Source organism: Candidatus Peribacteraceae bacterium, assembly GCA_041661065.1.
GTDB lineage: Bacteria > Patescibacteriota > Gracilibacteria > Peribacterales > Peribacteraceae > CAIKAD01.
In genome coordinates this window covers 1,049,520-1,069,978 of the sequence record JBAZVD010000001.1, presented here as the reverse complement: position 1 = coordinate 1,069,978, position 20,459 = coordinate 1,049,520, and the positions used below count along the sequence as shown (strand labels likewise).

General features: G+C 61.8%; 21 protein-coding genes. 8 read left to right on the top strand and 13 right to left on the bottom strand.

Translation table 11 applies throughout. The annotated features are described in order from the left end of the window. Window positions 1-27 precede the first annotated feature (27 nt). From WC698_04900 to WC698_04890, 3 genes are all read right to left on the bottom strand, one after another. On the bottom strand, window positions 28-699 hold the full coding sequence (locus WC698_04900; protein ID MFA6039571.1) for a hypothetical protein: 672 nt from the start codon (window positions 697-699) through the stop codon (window positions 28-30). 178 nt (window positions 700-877) lie between these two features. Beyond that, complete coding sequence (locus WC698_04895) at window positions 878-1,030, bottom strand: hypothetical protein (GenBank protein ID MFA6039570.1); 153 nt, start codon at window positions 1,028-1,030, stop codon at window positions 878-880. 496 nt (window positions 1,031-1,526) lie between these two features. Next, complete coding sequence (locus tag WC698_04890; GenBank protein MFA6039569.1) at window positions 1,527-2,789, bottom strand: pitrilysin family protein; 1,263 nt, start codon at window positions 2,787-2,789, stop codon at window positions 1,527-1,529. Window positions 2,790-2,981: 192 nt separating this feature from the next. Here WC698_04890 and rpmH point away from each other — a divergent pair, with 192 nt between their 5' ends. Both rpmH and WC698_04880 read left to right on the top strand, forming a co-directional pair. Beyond that, window positions 2,982-3,137, top strand: a complete 156-nt coding sequence (rpmH, locus tag WC698_04885) for a 50S ribosomal protein L34 (protein MFA6039568.1) — start codon at window positions 2,982-2,984, stop codon at window positions 3,135-3,137. A gap of 116 nt (window positions 3,138-3,253) precedes the next feature. Next, window positions 3,254-3,544 carry a hypothetical protein gene (locus WC698_04880; GenBank protein MFA6039567.1) on the top strand — a complete coding sequence of 97 codons (291 nt, stop codon included), beginning with the start codon at window positions 3,254-3,256 and terminating at the stop codon, window positions 3,542-3,544. 466 nt (window positions 3,545-4,010) lie between these two features. Here WC698_04880 and WC698_04875 read toward each other — a convergent pair whose 3' ends face one another. Continuing rightward, window positions 4,011-4,595, bottom strand: coding sequence for a cob(I)yrinic acid a,c-diamide adenosyltransferase (locus WC698_04875; protein MFA6039566.1), 585 nt, complete (start codon window positions 4,593-4,595; stop codon window positions 4,011-4,013). Between the two features lie 214 nt (window positions 4,596-4,809). Here WC698_04875 and WC698_04870 point away from each other — a divergent pair, with 214 nt between their 5' ends. Then, window positions 4,810-5,094 carry a hypothetical protein gene (locus WC698_04870; protein MFA6039565.1) on the top strand — a complete coding sequence of 95 codons (285 nt, stop codon included), beginning with the start codon at window positions 4,810-4,812 and terminating at the stop codon, window positions 5,092-5,094. 102 nt (window positions 5,095-5,196) lie between these two features. Here WC698_04870 and WC698_04865 read toward each other — a convergent pair whose 3' ends face one another. Beyond that, the gene (locus WC698_04865) at window positions 5,197-5,670 is read right to left on the bottom strand and encodes an Hsp20/alpha crystallin family protein (protein ID MFA6039564.1); all 474 of its coding nucleotides are present in this window, start codon (window positions 5,668-5,670) and stop codon (window positions 5,197-5,199) included. Between the two features lie 163 nt (window positions 5,671-5,833). Between WC698_04865 and WC698_04860 the strand changes: the two genes are divergently transcribed. Next, on the top strand, window positions 5,834-6,058 hold the full coding sequence (locus WC698_04860) for a helix-turn-helix transcriptional regulator (GenBank protein ID MFA6039563.1): 225 nt from the start codon (window positions 5,834-5,836) through the stop codon (window positions 6,056-6,058). Window positions 6,059-6,115: 57 nt separating this feature from the next. Here WC698_04860 and WC698_04855 read toward each other — a convergent pair whose 3' ends face one another. From WC698_04855 to WC698_04845, 3 genes are all read right to left on the bottom strand, one after another. Next, window positions 6,116-7,780, bottom strand: a complete 1,665-nt coding sequence (locus WC698_04855; protein MFA6039562.1) for a DHH family phosphoesterase — start codon at window positions 7,778-7,780, stop codon at window positions 6,116-6,118. Window positions 7,781-7,906: 126 nt separating this feature from the next. Beyond that, the gene (locus WC698_04850; protein ID MFA6039561.1) at window positions 7,907-8,419 is read right to left on the bottom strand and encodes a hypothetical protein; all 513 of its coding nucleotides are present in this window, start codon (window positions 8,417-8,419) and stop codon (window positions 7,907-7,909) included. Window positions 8,420-8,447: 28 nt separating this feature from the next. Then, window positions 8,448-9,482 carry a hypothetical protein gene (locus WC698_04845; protein ID MFA6039560.1) on the bottom strand — a complete coding sequence of 345 codons (1,035 nt, stop codon included), beginning with the start codon at window positions 9,480-9,482 and terminating at the stop codon, window positions 8,448-8,450. Between the two features lie 239 nt (window positions 9,483-9,721). Between WC698_04845 and dnaJ the strand changes: the two genes are divergently transcribed. After that, window positions 9,722-10,831 carry a molecular chaperone DnaJ gene (gene dnaJ, locus WC698_04840; protein MFA6039559.1) on the top strand — a complete coding sequence of 370 codons (1,110 nt, stop codon included), beginning with the start codon at window positions 9,722-9,724 and terminating at the stop codon, window positions 10,829-10,831. Window positions 10,832-10,997: 166 nt separating this feature from the next. Here the strand turns inward: dnaJ and WC698_04835 are convergent, their stop codons facing one another. Further along, window positions 10,998-11,531 (bottom strand): R3H domain-containing nucleic acid-binding protein, encoded by a 534-nt coding sequence (locus WC698_04835; GenBank protein MFA6039558.1) that lies wholly within the window; start codon window positions 11,529-11,531, stop codon window positions 10,998-11,000. A gap of 197 nt (window positions 11,532-11,728) precedes the next feature. Continuing rightward, window positions 11,729-12,004 (bottom strand): HU family DNA-binding protein, encoded by a 276-nt coding sequence (locus WC698_04830; GenBank protein MFA6039557.1) that lies wholly within the window; start codon window positions 12,002-12,004, stop codon window positions 11,729-11,731. Window positions 12,005-12,433: 429 nt separating this feature from the next. Between WC698_04830 and WC698_04825 the strand changes: the two genes are divergently transcribed. Both WC698_04825 and WC698_04820 read left to right on the top strand, forming a co-directional pair. Then, the gene (locus WC698_04825) at window positions 12,434-12,883 is read left to right on the top strand and encodes a hypothetical protein (GenBank protein ID MFA6039556.1); all 450 of its coding nucleotides are present in this window, start codon (window positions 12,434-12,436) and stop codon (window positions 12,881-12,883) included. Window positions 12,884-13,446: 563 nt separating this feature from the next. Continuing rightward, complete coding sequence (locus tag WC698_04820) at window positions 13,447-13,824, top strand: hypothetical protein (protein MFA6039555.1); 378 nt, start codon at window positions 13,447-13,449, stop codon at window positions 13,822-13,824. Between the two features lie 107 nt (window positions 13,825-13,931). On the opposite strand, the gene WC698_04815 is transcribed toward WC698_04820, so the two are convergent. The 3 genes from WC698_04815 to WC698_04805 form a co-directional block, all read right to left on the bottom strand. After that, window positions 13,932-15,134, bottom strand: a complete 1,203-nt coding sequence (locus WC698_04815; GenBank protein ID MFA6039554.1) for a quinone-dependent dihydroorotate dehydrogenase — start codon at window positions 15,132-15,134, stop codon at window positions 13,932-13,934. 96 nt (window positions 15,135-15,230) lie between these two features. Then, a complete protein-coding gene (locus WC698_04810; GenBank protein MFA6039553.1) occupies window positions 15,231-17,129 on the bottom strand; it encodes an O-antigen ligase family protein in 1,899 nt (632 codons plus the stop codon). A 69-nt stretch (window positions 17,130-17,198) separates the two neighbouring features. Continuing rightward, window positions 17,199-18,776 (bottom strand): FAD-binding oxidoreductase, encoded by a 1,578-nt coding sequence (locus WC698_04805; protein ID MFA6039552.1) that lies wholly within the window; start codon window positions 18,774-18,776, stop codon window positions 17,199-17,201. A 254-nt stretch (window positions 18,777-19,030) separates the two neighbouring features. On the opposite strand from WC698_04805, the gene WC698_04800 reads away from it, so the two are divergent. Further along, a complete protein-coding gene (locus tag WC698_04800) occupies window positions 19,031-20,434 on the top strand; it encodes an AarF/UbiB family protein (GenBank protein MFA6039551.1) in 1,404 nt (467 codons plus the stop codon). Window positions 20,435-20,459: the final 25 nt, after the last annotated feature.

The following is a 20,459-nucleotide window of genomic DNA, read 5'->3' as shown; positions in this document are numbered from 1 at the left end:
CGAACCCCGTTCCCCGTCTGAGTCATCTTAAGGGTACGGCACACCCGCCGCCGCTTCCGCCGATGCCGCCGCTGCGCGGTATTCTTCCCTCACGCAGCGGATCCTTCCTCTCCCCCATACGTCGGCGCAGGGGGCTGCGGTTTGGAGTTCCATTCGCGCGCCGACGCTCTTCCCCTCCCTGCGCTCCATGCGCTTCATCCAGCGGTCGAAAATTTTCGCCATCCTCTCCGTGCCCAGGCGCATGCGCCGCTGCAGGAAACTTCCCAATGCCCCGTCCGTGGCGCAGGAGGCGTGGCCTTTGCCCAGTACGCTTTCGCACCGCGCCATCCAATCTTGCATCGCCGGAGTGGAGGTGCCCGTCTCCGTGAAGCCCGCCACCTCCCGTGCCTCATCGGAGGGGAGGGAGACGGAACGCACTTCCCGCAGGCATTCCATACGGTCTTCACCTTGTTTCGTGGCGCACCGGATGCGCGTGGAAAGCTCCGTGTTCATCTTCGCTTCAATCACCGCGCCCGAAGGCCGCATGGCGTTGTTGTCATCGCTCGTCCATGTGCGCGTCTCCTCATGCACCTCCCCGTTCTGCTCGATGCGCACGGACTCCGTCACCGTGGAATGCACGTCGGATTCGGCCGCGGCAAGAGGGCTCAGGGAGAACATTGCCGCGAGCACGGCTGCCAGGCGGACGGTGCGGGGGGTCATGGCGGGAAGGGGAAACGAGGGAGGCCGTTTGCGAACGCTTGGGTTGACGCGGAGGGTGTTTGCTCCTTACGAAGACCGGGTGTTTTCATACGGGGGCACCGCCTCTCCCGGTATGCGGACAAGCCGTTGGGGGCGCACCCCTGCGCCCCCCATTTCCTTCCCCTATCATCCCGGAGATTCAACTTCGTTGTTGGACCGCGGGGCTTTGGGCCTCGGGGCGCTTCTTCGCCATTCCCCCGTTCCTCTTTCTCATGGTGATGATCGTCCCCACGGCAACACCGCCGAGAACGCCGGCTGTGGCAACAATGGGGAGGACGCGTTTCATCTTCATGGGAAGGAGAGGGAACGAGTATCAATCCTTGCGCACATGTACAGACGACAAAGAGGCGCAGTGGTTACAGAAAAGAGTTGACTCCTTATAGTTTCGCAGTGTGGGAAGTGGCGGGCTCGTGGAGGTCTATCGTTCGTAAGGCTTTCTATAGGTCAATGTTAAAGAACACGAGGCAGTTTTGGTTAGAATCCGTGTCTGGTATCTGAGTGGAGTGATAGGTCATTGAACAATGCATTGCCACCTTTTCCGGCGAAAAGGTGGCGCCAAACGCCGGCGCGCCGAAATCCCCTCCGCCCGGCCCTGTGCCTCCTCGTCAGCCCCTGCAAGGTTTCGGGGCTGACTCGTCGGCAGGCCATGTCGAAGCAGGGCCTTCCCCTTCACCCCCCACGGCGCGCCACCTCCCGTTTTATGTATGGCGAAACGGAGAGGAATGCATTCAGCAGTTTCTCCACCCGGCACCGGCCGTCCGCCGAGGCGGACGAGATTGCGCCGCGATTCATGGGGTGAGGAGTTTTTCCAATTTCTCCGCGTTGTTCTCCTTGCCGATTACGGAGAGGCGGAATTCCTCGGGCCGCAGGAGGCGCAGGGCGAGGGTGTTCACGCGGGGGAGGGTGACGGCGTCGATCTCGCTGAAGTATTCGCCGATGTCGCGCGTCTTGGGGTAGAGCAGCTGCTGCTTGCCGTAGAAGTGCGCCCGTTCCTCGCTGTCTTCCAGCGAGAGCGTGATCTTGCCCTTGAGGTACGATTTGGCCCGTGTGAGCTCCTCCTCCGTCACGCCCTTCTCCGCGGCGAACAGGTACTCGTTCTTAATGGCTTCGATCGCCTCGTACAGGCGGGATTGGTCCACGCCCGCGCGGGTGGAGAGGGCGCCGGCATCCAGGTAGCTGTCCACGTCCGTGGCGATGTAGTAGCAGAGCCCCTTCGCTTCGCGCACGTTGAGGAACATGCGGGAACTCATGTTGCCGCCGAGGATGATTCCTAAGAGCTTTTGGGTGAAGTGGTCCTCATGGAGGGCGGAGACGCCGGGCAAACCCATCACCAGGTGCGCCTGCTCGGTGCTCTTGGTGCGCAGGAACACGCGCTTTCCCCCGAAGTTCGTGAACGGCTTGAAGTGCGGCTTCTGCGCACCCGCCAAGGGGGCGAAGAACTCGTTTGCGAGCGCCGAGCCGAAGCCGGCGTCGATCTTCCCCGCGAACGTCACCACCAGGTTCTTGGGTGTGTAGAGCGCCTCGCGGTGGCGGAGGAAATCTTCCTGCCGCACGCCGCGGATCACTTCCTCCGTCCCGATGGTATCCCACCCCAGCGGGTGGTTGCCGAAGAGCAGCTCCTCGAAGTCCCATCCCGAGCGGTACATGGGCGTGTCCTGGTACATGCGTTCCTCCTCCATGATCACGCCGCGCTCCTTCTCGATCTCCTCCGGCGGGAAGGAGGCATGGAGAAGCATGTCGCTGATCACGTCGCAGGCCATCCGCACCTGGTCCGCCGCCACCTTCACGTAGTACCCGGCGTATTCCTTGCCCGTGAAGGCGTTGAAGTCCCCGCCCACGCCGTCGATGGCCGCGCTCACTTCCCGCGTGTTGCGGTACTTCTTTCCCCCCTTAAAGAACATGTGTTCCAAAAAGTGGCTGATGCCGCGCTCTTCCTGCGTCTCGTACCGCGATCCCGCGCCCGCAAACACCAGCACCGTCACCGAGGCGGTGCTGTCCGAAGGCGCGGTGAGGACGGGGAGCTGCGAGGGGAGGCGGGAGACGGTGAACATGGAGGAGAGTGTACGGAGTAGGCGGCCTTCGAACCAGGGGATTGGAGGTTTCTGAGGATGCCAAAGATGCCAACGATGCCCAAGAAGCTTTCTATCATTGGAATCCCTGGCACATTGGCATCTTGAGACTCTCTCTCCATTGCTAAAAGTTCCCTTTACCATCGTCATATTCTTCGGTACCCTTTCCCGGCCATGCTCAATAAACTCAGATGGCGTCGGCGTCTTCGCAAGCACGGGTTCCTGACCCGGAGCAAGACCAAGAACGGCCGCAAAGTGCTGGCGCGCAGGCGCACGCAAGGCCGCAAACGTTTGACGGTGCAGAAGAGGGAGAAGCGAGGATCGATCTAGATCTGAGACGTATACCGTAGTACGTATGACGTATTACGTATGCTGCACGGGGGCGGGTGATACGTAATACACAATACACAATACGCAATACGCAATACGTGAGGTACAATCACCGTATGCTCCACGCTCTCCGTCAGGCAGCCGCCATCGCCTTCTACGTCTTGGGGGCATCGTTCTTCGTGGCGGCCGTCCTGCTTCGCAATACCGTGGGCGGCAATGTTCCCGCGTGGTGGATGCAGGTCGCCGATCTCCCTCTCGCATTATCCGCCTTGCTGTACGCGGGCTTGAGCCTGTACGAGAGCGTCCGTCCCGGGCAGGGGCACTCCCGCATGATTGCCGTCGCCGTCACGGCGCCGCTCGCGGCGTTCTTCGTGCTGCTGCTCGCGCTGAACTTCTGGCCGCGGTGACCGTAACGCTGCGGTTTGCAGGCTGAAGAGCGACGCCACCCAATCTGACAGCAGCTCCTCCTCGGTATGCCACTCTTATATCCCTACTGCTGACTTCACGATTCGCACTCCTCGCCTGGTAAGGGTAATAATCACTGCCGTTGTTGAGAGGGGGAAGCACCTGAGCGAATGAGTTCCTCATATGCTTGCCTGTAATCTTTGTAGAGCACAGTGAAATCCGTATCATCAGGTTGCCTGTCCCGCGCAATCTGTTCTCCACGTTCCAGGATGTATCGCCTCAGGCGCGCAACCAATCTCTCGGCGCCTACCAAGCATGGTATCGTATGATGCTCTGTTCTCTCTGAAGAGGGGCCTGATTCTTTCATACTCAAAGGAGGGGAGAAGTATTGTTATGCTGTACTCCTCTCCTTCCCCATGCAAGTGCTTTGGGGCAGCAAGGCCGGAAACTGTTCGGTGCGGCTCCCGTTCAGTATTCAACTCCCTCTTCCTTGATAGTTGCGTCGTGGTTCGTCCCCCTCGCCGCGAGGAACAGGTAATCACCCAGGCGGTTGAGGAACACGATCGCCTCTTTGTTCACTTCCTCAAACTCCGCAAGGGCGACCGTCCATCGCTCCGCGCGGCGGCAAATCGTTCGTGCAAGGTGCAGCGCGCCCCCCGCCTTGGATCCTCCCGGCAGGATGAAGGAGGTGAGGGGAGGCAGTTTCTTCTCCAGCGCCTCGATCCATCCCTCCACTTCCGTCGTGTGCATCGGTTCGATCCGCTTTGTCTTCTTCACGTGCATGGGTGAAGCCAGATCCGCACCCAGGCGAAAGAGAAGATGTTGAAGAGAAATGAGTTGTTTTGTTATTTGTTCCCCTTCCCCCCTCCCCCCTTTCCCCCTCCCCCCCTCCCCCTTTGGGAGAAGGGGGGTGGACGCGAGGGCCATCCCCAGCGCGGCATTCAGCTCATCCACCGTCCCATACGCATGCAAACGCACGTCCGATTTGGGGATGCGGCTGCCGCCGACCAACCCCGTTTCGCCGTTGTCTCCCGTTCGCGTAACAATGCTCATTCTCGTGTGTGGACGTACCGGAAAGGGCTTCAGTGTACTCCTGCGGGGCATTCCCTTTTACTCCTTGTCTACCGTATCCATATTTAGGCTCATGGAAGCCAAAAACAATGCTATGGAATCCTTGCGTTAAAAGGATATTTTCTCCCGCGAAATTGACGGGCATCCCATAAAACGCTACAATGTCTTGAAATTTCACACCCATACCCACATTCCCATGACCCCCTCGGACGTCGCTCTCGATAGAGTGCATACGCTCTATATTCTGCAGACCAAGTTCATCATCTCGCTCGATAACGGTTTGCGCAGCCCCACGCTTCGCGCGGAGCTCATCAGCGATGTCCGGACGTTCCACAAGCTCCTGGGCCAGGCGGATTGGCGGTACATGGGGGGGCCGGATGTGCTGGATTCCCTCCGGGAATTGCACGGGGAAGTGAAGGCCAGGCTGGATGTGCTTCAGAAGAAGGGCCCGAAGAAGGGGACGAGGAAGAAGAGGAAGTGAAAAATAGCTGTCAGCTTCCCGTTTTCAGCTTTCAGGTAGTTGAATATCGGAAAGCACTGACGGCCGGTCGCTGAAGGCTGACAGCTGACAAGCTGAAAGCTGTTATGCTTCCAGGATGCGCACACTCTTCGCCTTCTCTTCCTTGGGGACGAGCACCTTGAGGATGCATTCCTTATTGAAGGTGGCGCGGACTTTCTTGGGGTCGATGGGGCAGGGGAGAGTCACGCTCCTGCTGAAGGGGCCCCAGAAGCATTCCTCCAGGTAGTACTGGTCGGAGGCGATGGCATCGGCTTGGCGGCGCGTCCCCCGGATGGTGACGGTGTTCTCGTTCACCTCAATGTCCAAGTCGGCCATCCGCACGCCCGCGATGGGCGCCTTGATGACGTAGTAGCCTTCATATTCGAAGATATCCACGGCCACCCGTCCCACACCGTCGTTGGGACCGGACTGTTCTGCCTGGAGGCGCGGGGACTCCGCCGGTTCGACGGTTTCGTCGTCTTCATCCCACGGGAATCCCCCTTTGGAGGATCCCGATCCGAGCGCGCTGAAAATGCCGTGGAAGGGAGAGTGACTCATCGTGACAAAACATGGTAGACGCCCGTCCTCCCGTTACGCAAAAAGACGGTGTGGAAAATGATTGAAACTTATGGCGAAAAAGACCCTTGCTCAAGTTCCGTCCACAAGTACAATGCGAGTCCTAAGGGCACACATCCGTGTACCGTTCTCTTCTCCCATCCCCATGTCCACCGTCAGCCTCAAGAACAACATCCGCCGTCTGCGCTTCGAGCGGAATATGACACAGGAAGAGCTGGCGCTGCGCACGGGAGTGAGTCGCCAGACCATCATGAGCATCGAGCGCGGACGCACCAACCCTTCCGTGTTGCTCGCCTACAAGATTTCCGCGGCACTGGAGGCGCCGTTGACGGAAGTGTTCAGCATGGAGGGGAAGTTGATGCCGGTATAAATATCATGTAGTGCGTATTGCGTATTACGTATTACGTCTGAAGAACGAAGATACGTACTACCCACTACGAAATACGAGTTGTGCCGCAAGAACCGCCTCCCGCACGTCCTCAATAAAAATCTGCGGTCTCCTGCTCCCATTCCAACTATCCACGCCGATCCTGCACGCCACGTCGCACGTGGCGGGGATTTTTTCAAAGAGGGGGCTGAGGCCGAAACCCACGGCCTTCAGGTTCCCGCCCTGCGGAAGGCCCAGGGTGCCTTGGAGGTGCATGAAGTCCTTGCCAACGCGCTTGAGGGTGGAGAAGCCGACGGCGGGGAGGAGGAAGCGCGGCTCCGGGTTGCCCTGTCCGAAGGGCTCCAGGCTGCCGAGGGCGTGGCAGAGCTCCAGCGAGACGTTGCGGGCATCCACGATGCCGTCGATGCGCAGTTGGGGGAGGAGTTGGGCGGGCGTGAGCGCGGATGACGCGCGTTCCTGCAGCCGTGCCGTGAGTTCGGGGAGCGCGGCGAGAGGGAAGGTGCAGCCCGCCGCCTGCGCGTGCCCGCCGAAGCTGGTGAGGAGGTCGCTCACGGATTGGAGGGCTTCCGTCACGTGGAAGCCGGGGATGCTGCGCAGCGAGGCCACGCACATGTCCTCGCGGATTTGCGCAACCATGCTGGGGCGGCCGTGCGTTTCCGTCAGTTTCCCCGCGATGAGGCCCAGGATGCCCGCGGGGTAATCCGGGCTCGCCGCGATGAGGAAGGCGCTCTCCGCGGGGGACGTCCGCTGCAGTTCCCGCAGGATCTCCTGCGTCTGCATCTGGCGGTCCCGGTTGAGGCTTTCGAGGAGCGCCAGGGACTCGCGGTCACCCAGCAGGGCGCGCAGGGCGATGCGGGGGTCCGCCATGCGCCCGGCGGCGTTGAGGCGGGGGGCGATGCGGTAGGCGATGTCGCGGCTGGTGGGCGCCCCCGCGATGCCGGCCTGGGTCAGGAGGTCGCGCAGCGGCCCCGTCTCCATCCTCCCCAGCGCGGCGATCCCTTGGGTCACGAGCGTCCGGTTGCCGCCGCGCAGTTCCACCAGGTCCGCCACGGTGCCGATGGCGGCGAGCGCCATGTCTTCGTCCTTCCCCTCCCACTCATCCTTGCCCCCATCCTTCTCCAGCGCCGCAACGACGCTCAACGCCACTCCCGCGGCCGCGGGCATCACGCCCGGGAGGGGGGCGAGGCCGGGGTGGATCAGGGCGAAGGCCGGGGGCAGTTCCGGGGGCAAATGGTGGTGGTCCACCACAATGACGTCGATGCTCAGTTCGCGGGCCAGGGCGAGTTCGTGCACGGAAGAAATGCCGGTATCCACCGTGAGGAGGAGGGTCACACCGTGCCCCGCGAAGAAGCGGATGGATTCCTCCTTGAGGCCGTAGCCTTCCCGCTCGCGGTGGGGGAGGTATACGTGGGGCGTCACATCCCGGCGACGGAAGGCGCGGAAGAGCTGCACGGCGGCGGTGATGCCGTCGCAGTCGTAGTCGCCGAAGATGCCGACGGTTTCCCGCTTCTCCACCGCGCGCCGGATGCGTTCCACGGCTTGCGGGAGATGGGGGGAGACTTCGTCGGGATGGGTGCAGGGGAGCGGGGCGCAGCCATCCGGCATGCCGCGCAACAGCGCGAGGCTCGCCGGGAGCGTTTGCTCCCGTCCGCGGTAATCCTCGCCGATGACCCATCGCTTGCCTGTGAGGGAGAGGTCCGTCACGGATGCAGAGTAGCAGAGGACAACACCCCGCCCAGTCGTCTGGGGGAAAAAGAAAGGGCAGAGACCCATTCCACGGCTTCAGGAAAACAAAAAAGACGTTCTGCCCTATCGTGGATCGTCCCCTCCCTAACTCTTCTTCGCCTTCCAGAGCGTCATGCCGATCCCTGCCATGGCGATGCCGATGGCGGCGAGGGTCCCCAAGCCCGTGGGGGCCAAGGGGTTGCTCTGTTGCTGTGCGGTGGCATTGGCATGGAGCGACTCGCGCTCCAGGCGTTGCAAGAGACGGACCGTAGCGTCGTCCAACGGGACTTCCGCCTCCGTCCCTTCCGCATCCGTGGCGTCCCCCGCAGCTTCATGCGTGGCGGCGGAAGAGGAGGAGGAGGAGGAGGAGGGCTGGGGAGCGTCCTCATTGCCCATATCCATGAAGGTACCGGGGTGCTGCGCGGCGCGCGCCGCTTCCTGCAGCTCATTCAACTCCTGCACCCTGCGGCTGTTGGGCGGCAGGTAATTCTGCGACTCGTAGTACTGCAGCTGTTCCAGGAGCACATCTTCCGGCGTGGCGTATGCCAGCGCCTTCTCCGGCGTGAGGGATCCCGGTGCGAGGAGGAGGGCGGCGAGGACGGCGAGGAGGAAGCGCATCGTGTTATTATAACGGATAAAACAATATTTAGCAATCATTGCTCCCTTCCAGGAGACAATTGTAGTACTCCTGTATGTCCAGGATGCCGTCATCATCCGTATCAGTCTTGAGCGGGTCCGTTTCCCCGTCGTCCACCACCCCGTTGAGGTTCTGGTCTTCCCCGGCCTGGCGCTTGTCGGTACCGGTGCAGCGCTGCTGTGATTCCGGCGTGCAGTACTGGCGGTTGCGGTCCACGAAGCAGTACCCGTCGCACAGCCCGTCGTGGTCCGAGTCCGCGAGGAGGGGATTCGTATCCCCCAGCAGCACTGCGCCGTGTCCGTGCACTTCCGTACCGTCGCTGATGCCGTCCCCGTCGGAATCGGGGTTGAGCGGATCGGTGTGCATCCCCAGCACTTCGGCGCCGTCCACGAGGCCGTCTCCGTCCGTATCCTGCGTATCCACGTCCGTGCCGTACTGTATTTCCAATTTGCTGTTCAGCGCGTCCTGGTCGCGGTCCGTGCCGATAGGCAGAGGTGCCGAGGACATGATGTAGCAGTTCTGCCCCGCGGTGAATATTTCCACCTGGTGCCGTATGAGGCCGTGTTGCTTCTGCAAAATCTCATTGCGTTCCCATTCCTCCTTCGTGGGGGGGCTGTAGATGGAGTACACGGGCAAGCGCTTCGCCTGTTCCCGCACCGTCCGTTCCGCTTCCGAGAGGAAGAGCCTTCCCGGGAAACCGACGGTCTGCACGGGGTTCTGGGGGTCGTCCTCGGTGGGGAAACAGTACCCCCAGTACCGCACCACCGTTCCGCGGTTCCCGAGGAGCACTTCCCGCCGGATCGGGTCGATGTCGAGGGGGAGGTGGAACGTCACATTCACGTCGGCGGGGATGGTGGCGCCCTCGTCCACCTCCTGGGGTTCGATGATGGACCACTGGGTGACCACGGGCCGCTTGGGGAGGAAGAGCGTTCCGGCAAGTTCTCCGTTATTACGCAGCAATCCCGTCACAACACCCACTTCCGCCGTGAGGAGGAAGAGCAGGAACAGCTTGCGCGCTCTTGTCGGAAGGAGGTTCAGGAGCATCAAAGTATTGTACCATAAAACGCCCGTTGTTCCCAGGGGTCCTGAGTGTAGGATTATGGCTTCGGGAGGCCAATAGGAGGATGCAGAGGAATCAGAAGAAACAGAAGATGCAGAAGAGAAAGCAGTCAAAACCTGCACATCCACCATTCCTCTGCATCCTCTGCATCCTCTGCTTCCTCTGATTCTTCCCACGGGGCAAAGCGACAAACAACGCAAATTCCGGTACAATATCAACGGTCATGGCCAAGGATTATTACGCTATTTTAGGCTTGCAGAAGGGCGCCTCCGCGGAAGACATCAAGAAGGCGTACCGCCGCATGAGCAAGGAGCTGCACCCCGACAAGCACCATGCGACGGGCTCGGTGCAGGCGAAGAAGGAGGCGGAGCAGAAGTTCAAGGAGGTGAACGAGGCGTACGAAGTGCTCAGCGATCCGCGAAAGAAGCAGATGTTCGACCAGTTCGGCGAGGCCGGAGTGAACGGTGCGGCGGGCGGCGGCGGGTTCGGGCAGGGCGGGTTCGGGGGATTCGATTTCTCGGGCTTCGAGGGGGGTGGGACGGAGGGTTTTGCGGATATCTTCGAGAATTTCTTCGGAGGAAACCGCGCGCGCGCCGCGGGGCGCCAGGAGGGGCGCGACATGGAAACGGAGGTCCTCATCGATTTCGCCGAAGCCGTCTCCGGCGCGCGGCGCGAGCTGAAGATCAAGCGCCTGCGCACGTGCGACCGCTGCGAGGGCAACGGGGCGGAACCGGGTTCGAAGATCGTCACGTGCGGCGAGTGCGGCGGTTCCGGGCAGGTGACGCGCACGGTGCAGTCCTTCTTCGGCACGGTGCGCCAGACGGTCTTGTGCCCGCGCTGCCGCGGAGGGGGGAAGGTGCCCGAGACGGCGTGCAAGAAGTGCGAGGGCGAAGGGCGTATGCAGCAGACCGACACCGTCACCGTGGACGTCCCCGCCGGCATCAATGACGGCCAGTCGCTGCGGTTGCGGGGTGAGGGCGAGGCGGGGAGGCGCGGGGCATCCGCGGGCGACCTGTACGTTCACGTGCACGTGCGGAGCGACGGGCGCTTCCGGCGCGACGGCGACGACATCCGCTCGCAGATCGAAATCCCCGCGCTCGACGCCATGCTCGGCGCCACCGTCACCGTGGAAACCGTCCACGGCGCCGTCGCCCTCAAAATCCCCGAGGGCACGCAGCCGGATTCCATCCTGCGCATCAAGGGGAAGGGGATGCCCGTGGTCAATGCCGGCCGCACGGGTGACCATTACGTCACGGTCAAAGTGAAGATCCCCACGCGGTTATCCCGGGAGGAGAGAAAACTGTTGGAGGAGTGGAGACGTACTCGCGGCTGAAGCCGCTCGTGCGAATGCACAATGGAAAATAAGAAATTGAAAATGCAAAATGCAAAATGGATAAGAGGTATTTCCTCGGCTCGAGAATGTTCAGTGATCATTTCTCATTTTGCATTTTCAATTCTCCATTCTCCATTTCTCCGATTCGGGAACAACTGAGAAACGCTCAAATATCAAGATTCTCGAGTCCGGTATCCTCCGCCATCACGGGCGAAAGTTCCTCGCTGCCTTTCTCCTCCTTCAGCTTCATCACGATCTGCCGGTACTCGCCCTCGCCCACACTCTCCGTCGTCAGGTCTTGCAACTGGGGAGAGTTGGCCACATACAGGTGCACGATGCGCCGGAAGTAGGGGCTCATGGGGGCCAGGGCGATGCGGTTCCCCGTGCGGCGTACGAAATCGGCCTTCTGCTCCGCGATCTTGCATACCTTCTCCTCCTGCGACTTGCGGTAGCCGTCGATGTCCACCACGATGAAGGGGCTGCGCTCCATGTTCTCCTTGGCGCGGATGATGGACTTGGCCAGGTGCTGGATGGCGTTGAGCGTTTCGCCGTGCCACCCGATGATGCGGCTGGCCTCCGTGCTCACCAGTTCCACGCGGGTTACGCCGTCCTTCTCCTCCAGCACTTGCACATCCGTGAACGTGAAAGGAAGGAGCTTGAGGAGGGAGCCGAGGGTGTCCTTGATCATCGAGGCATCCATGGGTAGTGGGAGGATGATAGCGTGTTTGGCTAGCGGAGGAAATCGGAGTTGGGGGAAGGAATCCGAGGAATCCAAAGAATCCGAAGAAACCAAGGATATCATTCATCGTTGGTTCCCTTGGATTCCTTGGTTTCTTTGGTTTCCTCACAAAAGAACCTTCTTACACAGAAGGCTCTCTTGCGAAATGGGGGCTGGGATTATCTCACGGCGTCCTTGAGCGTCTTGCCAGCCTTGAAGGAGGGGACCTTCATGGCCGGGATGGAGATCTTCTGGCTGGGGTTGCGGGGGTTGACGCCCATGCGCGCGGCGCGATGGCTGAGCTTGAACGTTCCGAAGCCCGTCACGGTAACCGGCTGACCCTTCTTGAGGTTCTTGATGACGATGTTGATGATCGCCTGGAGAGCATCCGCGGCAGCGCGCTTGGTGATGCCCGCCGCATCGGCGATGGCGGCGATGAGATCCTGCTTGGACATAAAGGAGGAAGGGAAGGAAATACGGCGACCTCAGTTTACGCCGTGAATTTGGCTCCGCAAGGCGGGGGACACCTACTTTTTCGCTTGCAGTAGGGAAATCATCATGGGAATGGCTTACAGATGCAAAAAAAATTGAATACAAAGCATAGTCGTTGTGCCATCTTTTCTTGCCAAAATCTCTCGTAACGTCATGTTGGTATGTATTGTCAATACACCATGCACCTGTACATCGGTCAATACTCTCTCTACACTGTCAAACCGCTCGTTCACAGCACCGTCTTGCCTCCACCCACGTTCCTTCATTCAGCGTCATCGTGCGATGGCGCGAAGGAACATGCCGTGGAGGAAAGGAGGAACATGATGCAAGTCGTTCCGTTATTCTGTCTATTGTCCGAGTTGTACGGGAGAATCGATTCCATGGTGGGGGAAATGAAGTGCAGGCAGTGCCGCCAGGGCGGCGTGGATTCGATCTTCTGCAATTTCTGCAATTTCTGCGAGCCGATCACCCTTGATGCGGCGGACATCCCCCCCGACATGCCCATCACCTTCCGCGTGTCCGACGACCCCAAGCGCGGTACGGGAGTCACCTATTCTCCCCGTCGTGATCTGAAGGCGTCTCCACAGGGTATCTTCATAGGCCTTGGGGAAGGCGTACGCGTGGTGAATGTCCATCTGATCCGCGACAAGGGGCTCATCAGTTCCGCGCTCCCACCGAGTCAGTTCGTCAGTACGAATCGAGGAACATGGTGGCTCGAGAGTGGAATGGAGAGAGGCAACGGACTTCCGGATGTTCTGGAAGGCTGCGTATCCCTCGAGAAATCCTCCCTCGTGTTCGTTGTTGAGAAAGTGCATGGGGACAAATGGGTTCTCACCCCATGAGTATTGCCACGGCAACAGAGGCCGCCCCGCGGGGCGGCCTTTTTTCCGAACGTGCTCCTCGGCGGCACCACCTCCTTTTCCCCACGCTCTTTTCCTCATTTCGTCAGCGCCGCCTGACGGTGCGCAGGAAGGGTTGTGGAGACGGTGATGGGATTCCCGGAGGAAGGGAAGGAAATACGGCGACCTCAGGTTACGCTGTGCATTTGCCGCCGCAAGGCGAGTGACACTCATTTTCGCTTGCATCAGGAAAATCATCATGGGAATGGCTTGGTGTCTTCTCAATGAGCCATTCACATTTACACCGATCCATACTCTCTCTACACTGTCAAACCGCTCGTTCACAGCACCGTCTTGCCTCCACCCACGTTCCTTCATTCAGCATCATCATGCGATGGCGCGAAGGAACATGCCGTGGAGGAAAGGAGAGTCCGATGGACGCAATACCTTTGTTCAAGTTCTATACGGGAATGTACAAAAGTTCCGTACGGTCTTTGAAGAAACTTGGCATTCCGGGACGTATACGTCCGAGCGTGTACGAGGTTTCATTCAGTTTTGATGGTGCTGTGAAATGGGATGCCGGTGATGTTCCCAGCGATATGCCCATGGAATGGAAGAAGAAGCTCCTCGTGCTTGCACCGCGTATCACCCATTACAGGGGGGACGGCCTTACCGTTGGGCAAAGATTCATCGTAGAGATGGGAGAGCGCACGGTCATCACCCATGTGCGGCTCCTGCGCGCGAATGATCCGTGTGTTCCCGCCCATTTGTTCTGTTCCGTGTCGCGGGGCATTTGGCGGTCAATGAGCGACGGCGGTTTCGGAGTATGTGCGTTGGAAGCAATGGAAGGCCGTGTGTATCGCGCCTCGGATCTCATCTTCTTCGTGGATGAGCAGCAAGAGAAGACATGGGTTCTCGATAAGAACAATGCCCTCTCACTGTGAGTACCGAGGAAATCCACGGCAACAGAGGCCGCCCCGCGGGGCGGCCTTTTTTCGGAGGAGAGATCGGTGCTCCTCGGCGCCACCTCCTCTCCCCCGCACTCCTTTCCTCATTTCGTCAGCGCCGCCTGACGGTGTGAAGGAAGTGTTGCGGAGACGGTGATGTGATTCCCGGAGAAAGGCGGCAAGGGCGCGCGAGCTTTCCCGTGCATCGTCCCCACCGCTTCCGCCACCGAAGAGAACCCGTCGCGCCGCAGCAGCCGCACGAGCCCCGCGTTGATCTGCCCGATGAGCTGCGGCCCCTCGTAGATCATACCGGTGATGAGCTGCACCAGCGACGCGCCCAAGCGGATCTTGCGGTACGCGTCCTCCGCGGAAAAAATCCCTCCCACGCCGATGATGGCCAGGCGGTCGCCGTACGTTTCGTACGTCTGCGCGATGAGCACGTCGGAGAGCGAGGCGAGGGGCTTGCCGCTTATCCCTCCCTCTGCGGAAGCGGGAAGGGCTTCCCGGATCAGCGGGTTCTCCCTGTCCTTCGTGAGGTTGGCGATGACGACGCCCGCACAGCGGTGCGCGACAACTACGCGCAGGAGGGCGTGGAATTCCTCCCACGGGAGGTCCACCGGCATTTTGACGAAGAGCGGCGCGCGCGGGTGGAGGGAAGCCAGCGCGCCCAGCAGTCGGTCGAGGGAATCGGGACGCAGGAACATGGCCTTGTCGCACACGTTGGGACAGGAAATATTGATGGTGTAGTAGTCACCGACGCCTGCCGCGAGCAGTGCGCGCAGGCACTCGCGGTAATCCACGATGCTCTCCGCCTCGTCGCGGCACCCGCCGTCGTTCGTGCGTGCGACCGAGATGCCGAGGCGCATGCCACGGTCCCGCATCCCCCGTACGTTCCCGATCAGGCGCGCCACGCCTTTGTTGCGCAAGCCGTAGTGCACCAGGATGCCCTTGGAGAGGGGCAGGCGGCGGAGCCGGGGCGGGGGGTTCCCTTCGCACGGGCGCAGCGTCACCGATCCCAGTTCCGCGTAACCGAAGCCCACGGCGGGGAGGATGCCTGCGAGCTGCGCGTTCTTGTCAAAGCCGGCGGCGAGGCCGACGGGGTTGGGGAAAGCGATGCCGCGCACGGTGTGGCGCAGCATGGGGTGCCCATAGGAGAAGAGGCGGCGGATCGCCCATCGTGCCGGGGCCACGTGCCCCAACAGGCTTCCGAACCGGACCATGGATATGTGGATGGCGTCCGGATCGACGCGGAACAGGAGGGGGCGGAGAATGGAACGGTACAACCAACCTTGGAGAGCGGCGAACATCGCGGGGGGGAAGGGGAGCGGACCGGCGGCCAGCGCGGATCCCGGGGAGTATGGCAGGGGGGGAGAGGGGCGGTAATACATTGCACACTTTTTTCTCTACTGCCTGCCCTCCCACAAGCGCACAGGAACGGGAGCGGCGGCATGGTCGGTATCGCCTTCCTGCGGAGGCGCGCCCTTGAACGATGCGACGAGGGCGCGAAGGTCCTCCCGCAGCGCCGCGGAATTCCTCTTACTGCGTTCCAGTTGCGCCGCGGTGAACTCCGGGGCGCGGATATCTTCCCATTGGCGCAGGTGTTCACTGACGGCCGTGGTGATGCGCGGGGCTTGCGTGGCCCAATACGCGCGCAGTTCCCCCTGGGGACTGCGGAGGACGGTGGCGAGCGCACGGAGGAAACCTCGGTCGGCGAGGAGATTATTGCCTCCGTGGAGCTCCAGCGCGCGCTCGTACGCTGCCAGGGCGGCGGGTGGATCGAGAGGGAGGAGCAGGTCACCCAGGAGCCTCCACCCGTTCGCGTCGAAGGGGTTCGCTTCCACGAAGGAGCGCAGGTGAGCTTCCGCCGTGGTCAGGTCTTGTGCATGGAACGCGATCGTGGCCAGGGAGAGGCGGGTCTCCATGGGTTCCCACGACGAGGCGGCGCGCTGGTACCAGTAGAGCGCTTGGCGCTCATTGCCCTTCGCCATGGCGCCCGCTGCAAATGACCGCAGCAGGAGGAAGCGCGTCTCCCGGACGGAGACGAGGAGGAGGAGGGAGGCGAGCAGGAAGAGGAAGAATCCTCCCGTGAGCGGATGCATCCGCATCGCGGGGAGCGCGCGGAAAGGGGGACGGGCGAGGATGCCCAGGAAGAGGACGGCGAGGAGGAGCGCCGCGACGCCCGAGGGATCCTCATCAAGAAGAAGGAGGGGGAACGCCCCCGCCAGCGCCAGCGCGGCCGTGGCCACCGCTTCCTTCCTTCCCTTCACCGTCGAACGCCACGCAATGGCGGCGATGACGGCGCCCAGCAACATGAGGCAGAGGAGCGGCAGGAGCCCGTACTCCACGCCGATGCGGAGCACGAGCGAGTGGGGATGGGCGGAGGGAGGCACAATGTGCTCTTGGATGCGGGGGTAGACGTACCCGAACGTGCCCGGTCCCCATCCCAAGAGAGGGCGCTCCACGATCAGGCGCGCCGCCGCCTTCCACCATTCGTACTGCGTAGCGACCGCATGGGCGAAGATCCCCGTCCCTCCCCAGGGAGCCGCCGCCCCCCATGCCCAGAGGTAGAGGAAGAACGCCGGTGCAACCGCCACGGCGATCCCGGCGATGACCCCCCACCGGCGCAAGAGGGCGCGGGTGTTCCGTTTCGGTTGTTTGAAGAGGGTGAAGAGGAGGAGGAACTGGAGGGTGAGGGCGGCGAATGCCAGCAACGTCCCCGTGAAGAGCAGGAGGCCGAAGATGCATCCCAGCAGGGCGTCCCATTCCCACTTCTTGCGCGTGGCCGCGTGGTTACGCATCCACAGAACCGAAGGCCACAGCAGGAGCAGAAGGACGGAGGTGGCCGGGAACCCGCCGGGGACCATCGGTGCGCGGGCGGCGACCAGGAACACCGTTTGGGTGAAGAAGAAGACCACGGCAACATGTGCCAGGACGCTGAGGAATTTCTTCTCCCACTGCAGCACTTCCGTGCGGTGCCTCCTCCCCTCCGCGGTCCAGAAGAAGAGCAGGGCAAGGCCGATGGCCAGCACGGCGTCATGCAACCCGGCGATTCGTATCGCCGAGCCGTACAGCGAGAAGCCGACGAGAATAGCGAGCGCCAGCACACCGTACCGCAGGGCAACCGTGGACCGCTCCGCGATGTCATGGTCGGGCTTCGCGAGGAGGGAGACGAGGATGCACGCGCCGCCGCCGCCCGCGATGAGCCACGGGAAGGCCGCCGCCGCTCCGGCACCGAACAGGATGCCGCATGTGACAAGCACGAGGAGGAGAATGTCACACCATTTTTGGATATACTTCCCCATGACACTATCATTTCAGAGTACGCAGAGAGAAAACATTGTCATGGACTGTCCTTCGTGTTGACACTCCTTTCACTTTTGACGTCCCGTCTTGTCCTGCACTCTCCCGGTGCGAGTGGGTTGGTACCGGCCGGGGGCAAGGATATTGCCCGCATCCAGCGTTTGTTTGATCCGGCTGAGGACATCCCCGTACGTCCCGCCCTCCGGCCAGAGTTTGGGCATGGAGTGGATGCCCACGCGGTACGGGATGTATCCGCGGTCGCGGAGGGCGACGAAGAGCGCGTCGTAACAGGCTTCGGCGCGCACCGCCTCCTCCGGATTTTCCTTGTCGTAACAGATGCTCATCACGGAGACCAGCGCGCGGTCCGTGATGGAGGTCATGGTCACGAGCGGCTCGAACTGGAAGCGGCGGTAGATGGGCCCCGCGATGTCCAACACTTCCCGGCAGGCGGTCCCCGTCATCGGCAGCACGGGGGAGATCCAGAAGAACCCCGCTTCCGCCGGGTCGGGCTTGGTCATGTCGGGAGGCGTGCGCATGCGCCAGAAGACGCCGCGGAGCGGGTCGAGGGAAGGTTCCCCTTTCAGGAGCCGGTACACGGATTCTGCGCTCTCCACCGCCTTCCCCAGCTGCGCGACGGGCGGGATCCAGCGGAGGAGCCGCACCAGGCGCTTGCCCCAGCGGATCTCCCGATCCCCGAAGAAATGGACATGGGCCACGTGGCGCAGTTGCTTGCGCACGGCGTGGCGCGCCGCCGCAACGCTCCGCCGCGTCCCGTACAACCCGCCCATCGCGTTCCACGCCCCCACTCCTCCCTCCGCCTGTAAGGCGGACCGCACGGTGTCCGGCAGGGGAGTGGCGCCTCCCGTAAGCTCCCACGGGTAACCGCGCTGCGCGGAGACGACGCGGAGGTCGTTGGCGATGTGGATGGTGCTCCGTATCACATTATGGAGGCGAAGTTCGCGCAGCGCCTCCACCGCCGCCTCCAGGTCCTCATCCCGCTTCACTTTGAAGGCGAAACCCTGGCACACGGGCGGCAGAGGGAACAGCCATACCCCCAAGCGCGTCACGATGCCCAAGTTCGACTGGGTGAAGAGCCCGTCCAGCCAGGGGCCGATGCCGTAGGGGAACACGCGGGTCGCTTGTGCGCCGGCGAACGCGCCGAAACCCGTCTCCAGCACGCGGCCGTCCGCGAGCACCACCTCCATGCCGCATGCGTGCCGAAAATGGTCGCCGTACGGAGTGTGGCCGAATCCCCGCTCCAGCAAATTGCCGATGATGCTTGCGTCCGGCCCCGCCCCCGTCATGTCCATGCGGAAGGGGGAATCGTGCTCCAGCAAATAGGCATGCAACTGCCCCTGGGTGACGCCGGGTTCCAACACCGCGTATCCCAGTTGGGGGTGGACTTCCACGATGCGGTTCATGCGGGAGAGGTCCAGGATCACCTGCCCATCGGTGACGGCGCAGGCGTCGCCGTATCCCCAGTTCTTGCCGTGGCTGATGGGGTAGAGGGGCACCCCGCACGCGGCGGCGATGCGCACACACTCCTGCACGTCCGCGGTGGAGCCGGGAAGGATGACGGCTTGCGGACGCGTGCCCCGTGGCGTGGACGAGCGCGCGAAACGTTGGAGCGTCGGCGCATCGTCTTTCACGTACTCTCTGCCCAATAGACGCGCCCACCTGTCAAGCGCTTCGGCGAGAGGCGATCCGTTGCGCGAGGAACCGTTCCCTTCCTCCGTACGGGGAGAAGCGGCGGGTGCGGCGGGCGGAGAGGGAAACGCGGACAGGGCGGATGAGGGGGGAGGACGCGAGCGTAGCACAGATTATTTTTCCGCAACACAAAGGGACGTTCCAGTTGGACATGGGGAGGGAATAAGGAATAATGAGGGCCGTCCCGTTTGTCCGTATGCTTCTCTTTACGCAGCGCGTCACGTCCACGTTACGCTCGGCCATGACGTTGTACTGGAACAGGAACCACCCTGAATTCCCCGTTCTCCTGCGGACGCATTTGGAACAGTTGGGCGCCAGTTTCATCAAGTTGGGTCAGACGCTCAGCATGCGTCCGGATTTCCTCCCCATTTCCCTCTGCGTGGAGCTGGAGAAATGCCTCCACGACATGCCCCGCATGACCTGGAAGGAAGCGGCGGGGGTCATCGAGCAGGAATTCCACCGTTCCCCCCAATCCATCTTCAAATCCATTGCCAAGGAGCCGGTCGCCAGCGCGTCCATTGCGCAGGTGCACAAGGCCGTGCTGCGCTCGGGGGAGAAGGTGGCGGTGAAGATCATGAAGCCGAACGTGGAGCGGCTCATGAAGACGGACTTGCGCGTCCTGAAGCTGGCCAGCAAGATCGTCCATCGCCTGCGCCTCATGCCCAACGTGAATGTGCGCGCCATCGTGCAGGAGTACGAGCGGTTCACGAAGGAAGAGATGGATTTCCGGAAAGAAGCGAAGTACACGCAGCTCATCGCCGAGCATGAGGCGGTGGATGTGCAGTGTCCCAAGGTGTTCGATGCCTATACCACCCGCCGCGTCCTCACTCTCCAGTGGATGGACGGCACGTCCGTTTCCAAGCTCATCGACATGAAGCGGCAGGGGAAGCTGGAGAAGTGGCTGAAGGAACGCAAGCTCCGCGTGCGGGACATCGTCACGTCCCTCATGAATACGGGCTTGCAGCAGCCGCTCCTGAGCGGCTTCTTCCACGGCGACCTGCACCCCTCCAACATCCTCGTGACGGACAAGGGGGAAATCCAGTGGATCGATTTCGGCATCTGCGGCTACATGGATGACTACCTGCGCTACAACTATTTCTACTTTCTCCTCGCCCTCGCGCACGGGGACCCGGAAGGCTGCACGGAATTCATGAGCAAGTGCTGCGCCCACGGGCATACCAAATCGTGGTACGACCGGCACCGGTACCGGAGGGAAATCAGCAAGATCATCGACGAATCCAGCGGGAAATCCACCAAGGATTTCTCCCATGGGGAACTCATCCTGCGCATCATTCGCTCCTCCGCCCTGGCGGGGCTCGACGTGCCGCAGCCGCTCATTCTGGTGGGGCGGGCCTCCTTGGCCATGGACGGCATCGTGCAGAAGCTGGATCCGGAATGGGTGTGGGCCGAGCACGTGGATACGCTCTTCCAGACCGTGTACCAGTACCACCTGAAGCACAAGATGCGCCGGAACAAATTTCTCTTCGAGATGGACCAATCCCTCCAGGCCATGACGGATTCCCGGGAGATTTTCCTGCAATCCATGCAGAACCCTCCCGGCTTGCGCAAAGAGGAGCAACAGGTGGCTGCGGGCAAGTGAGCCCGGAGGAGGTCACCCACGCACC

What these genes read in the sequence shown, in the direction of transcription:
- WC698_04875 (MFA6039566.1), bottom strand. Translation starts at nt 4,595, where the DNA reads ATGAGCATTGTTACGCGAACGGGAGACAACGGCGAAACGGGGTTGGTC.
- dnaJ (MFA6039559.1), top strand. Translation starts at nt 9,722, where the DNA reads ATGGCCAAGGATTATTACGCTATTTTAGGCTTGCAGAAGGGCGCCTCC.
- WC698_04830 (MFA6039557.1), bottom strand. Translation starts at nt 12,004, where the DNA reads ATGTCCAAGCAGGATCTCATCGCCGCCATCGCCGATGCGGCGGGCATC.
- WC698_04800 (MFA6039551.1), top strand. Translation starts at nt 19,031, where the DNA reads ATGCTTCTCTTTACGCAGCGCGTCACGTCCACGTTACGCTCGGCCATG.
- rpmH (MFA6039568.1), top strand. Translation starts at nt 2,982, where the DNA reads ATGCTCAATAAACTCAGATGGCGTCGGCGTCTTCGCAAGCACGGGTTC.
- WC698_04870 (MFA6039565.1), top strand. Translation starts at nt 4,810, where the DNA reads ATGACCCCCTCGGACGTCGCTCTCGATAGAGTGCATACGCTCTATATT.
- WC698_04845 (MFA6039560.1), bottom strand. Translation starts at nt 9,482, where the DNA reads ATGCTCCTGAACCTCCTTCCGACAAGAGCGCGCAAGCTGTTCCTGCTC.
- WC698_04860 (MFA6039563.1), top strand. Translation starts at nt 5,834, where the DNA reads ATGTCCACCGTCAGCCTCAAGAACAACATCCGCCGTCTGCGCTTCGAG.
- WC698_04890 (MFA6039569.1), bottom strand. Translation starts at nt 2,789, where the DNA reads ATGTTCACCGTCTCCCGCCTCCCCTCGCAGCTCCCCGTCCTCACCGCG.
- WC698_04810 (MFA6039553.1), bottom strand. Translation starts at nt 17,129, where the DNA reads ATGGGGAAGTATATCCAAAAATGGTGTGACATTCTCCTCCTCGTGCTT.
- WC698_04865 (MFA6039564.1), bottom strand. Translation starts at nt 5,670, where the DNA reads ATGAGTCACTCTCCCTTCCACGGCATTTTCAGCGCGCTCGGATCGGGA.
- WC698_04835 (MFA6039558.1), bottom strand. Translation starts at nt 11,531, where the DNA reads ATGGATGCCTCGATGATCAAGGACACCCTCGGCTCCCTCCTCAAGCTC.
- WC698_04895 (MFA6039570.1), bottom strand. Translation starts at nt 1,030, where the DNA reads ATGAAGATGAAACGCGTCCTCCCCATTGTTGCCACAGCCGGCGTTCTC.
- WC698_04880 (MFA6039567.1), top strand. Translation starts at nt 3,254, where the DNA reads ATGCTCCACGCTCTCCGTCAGGCAGCCGCCATCGCCTTCTACGTCTTG.
- WC698_04825 (MFA6039556.1), top strand. Translation starts at nt 12,434, where the DNA reads ATGAAGTGCAGGCAGTGCCGCCAGGGCGGCGTGGATTCGATCTTCTGC.
- WC698_04850 (MFA6039561.1), bottom strand. Translation starts at nt 8,419, where the DNA reads ATGCGCTTCCTCCTCGCCGTCCTCGCCGCCCTCCTCCTCGCACCGGGA.
- WC698_04815 (MFA6039554.1), bottom strand. Translation starts at nt 15,134, where the DNA reads ATGTTCGCCGCTCTCCAAGGTTGGTTGTACCGTTCCATTCTCCGCCCC.
- WC698_04900 (MFA6039571.1), bottom strand. Translation starts at nt 699, where the DNA reads ATGACCCCCCGCACCGTCCGCCTGGCAGCCGTGCTCGCGGCAATGTTC.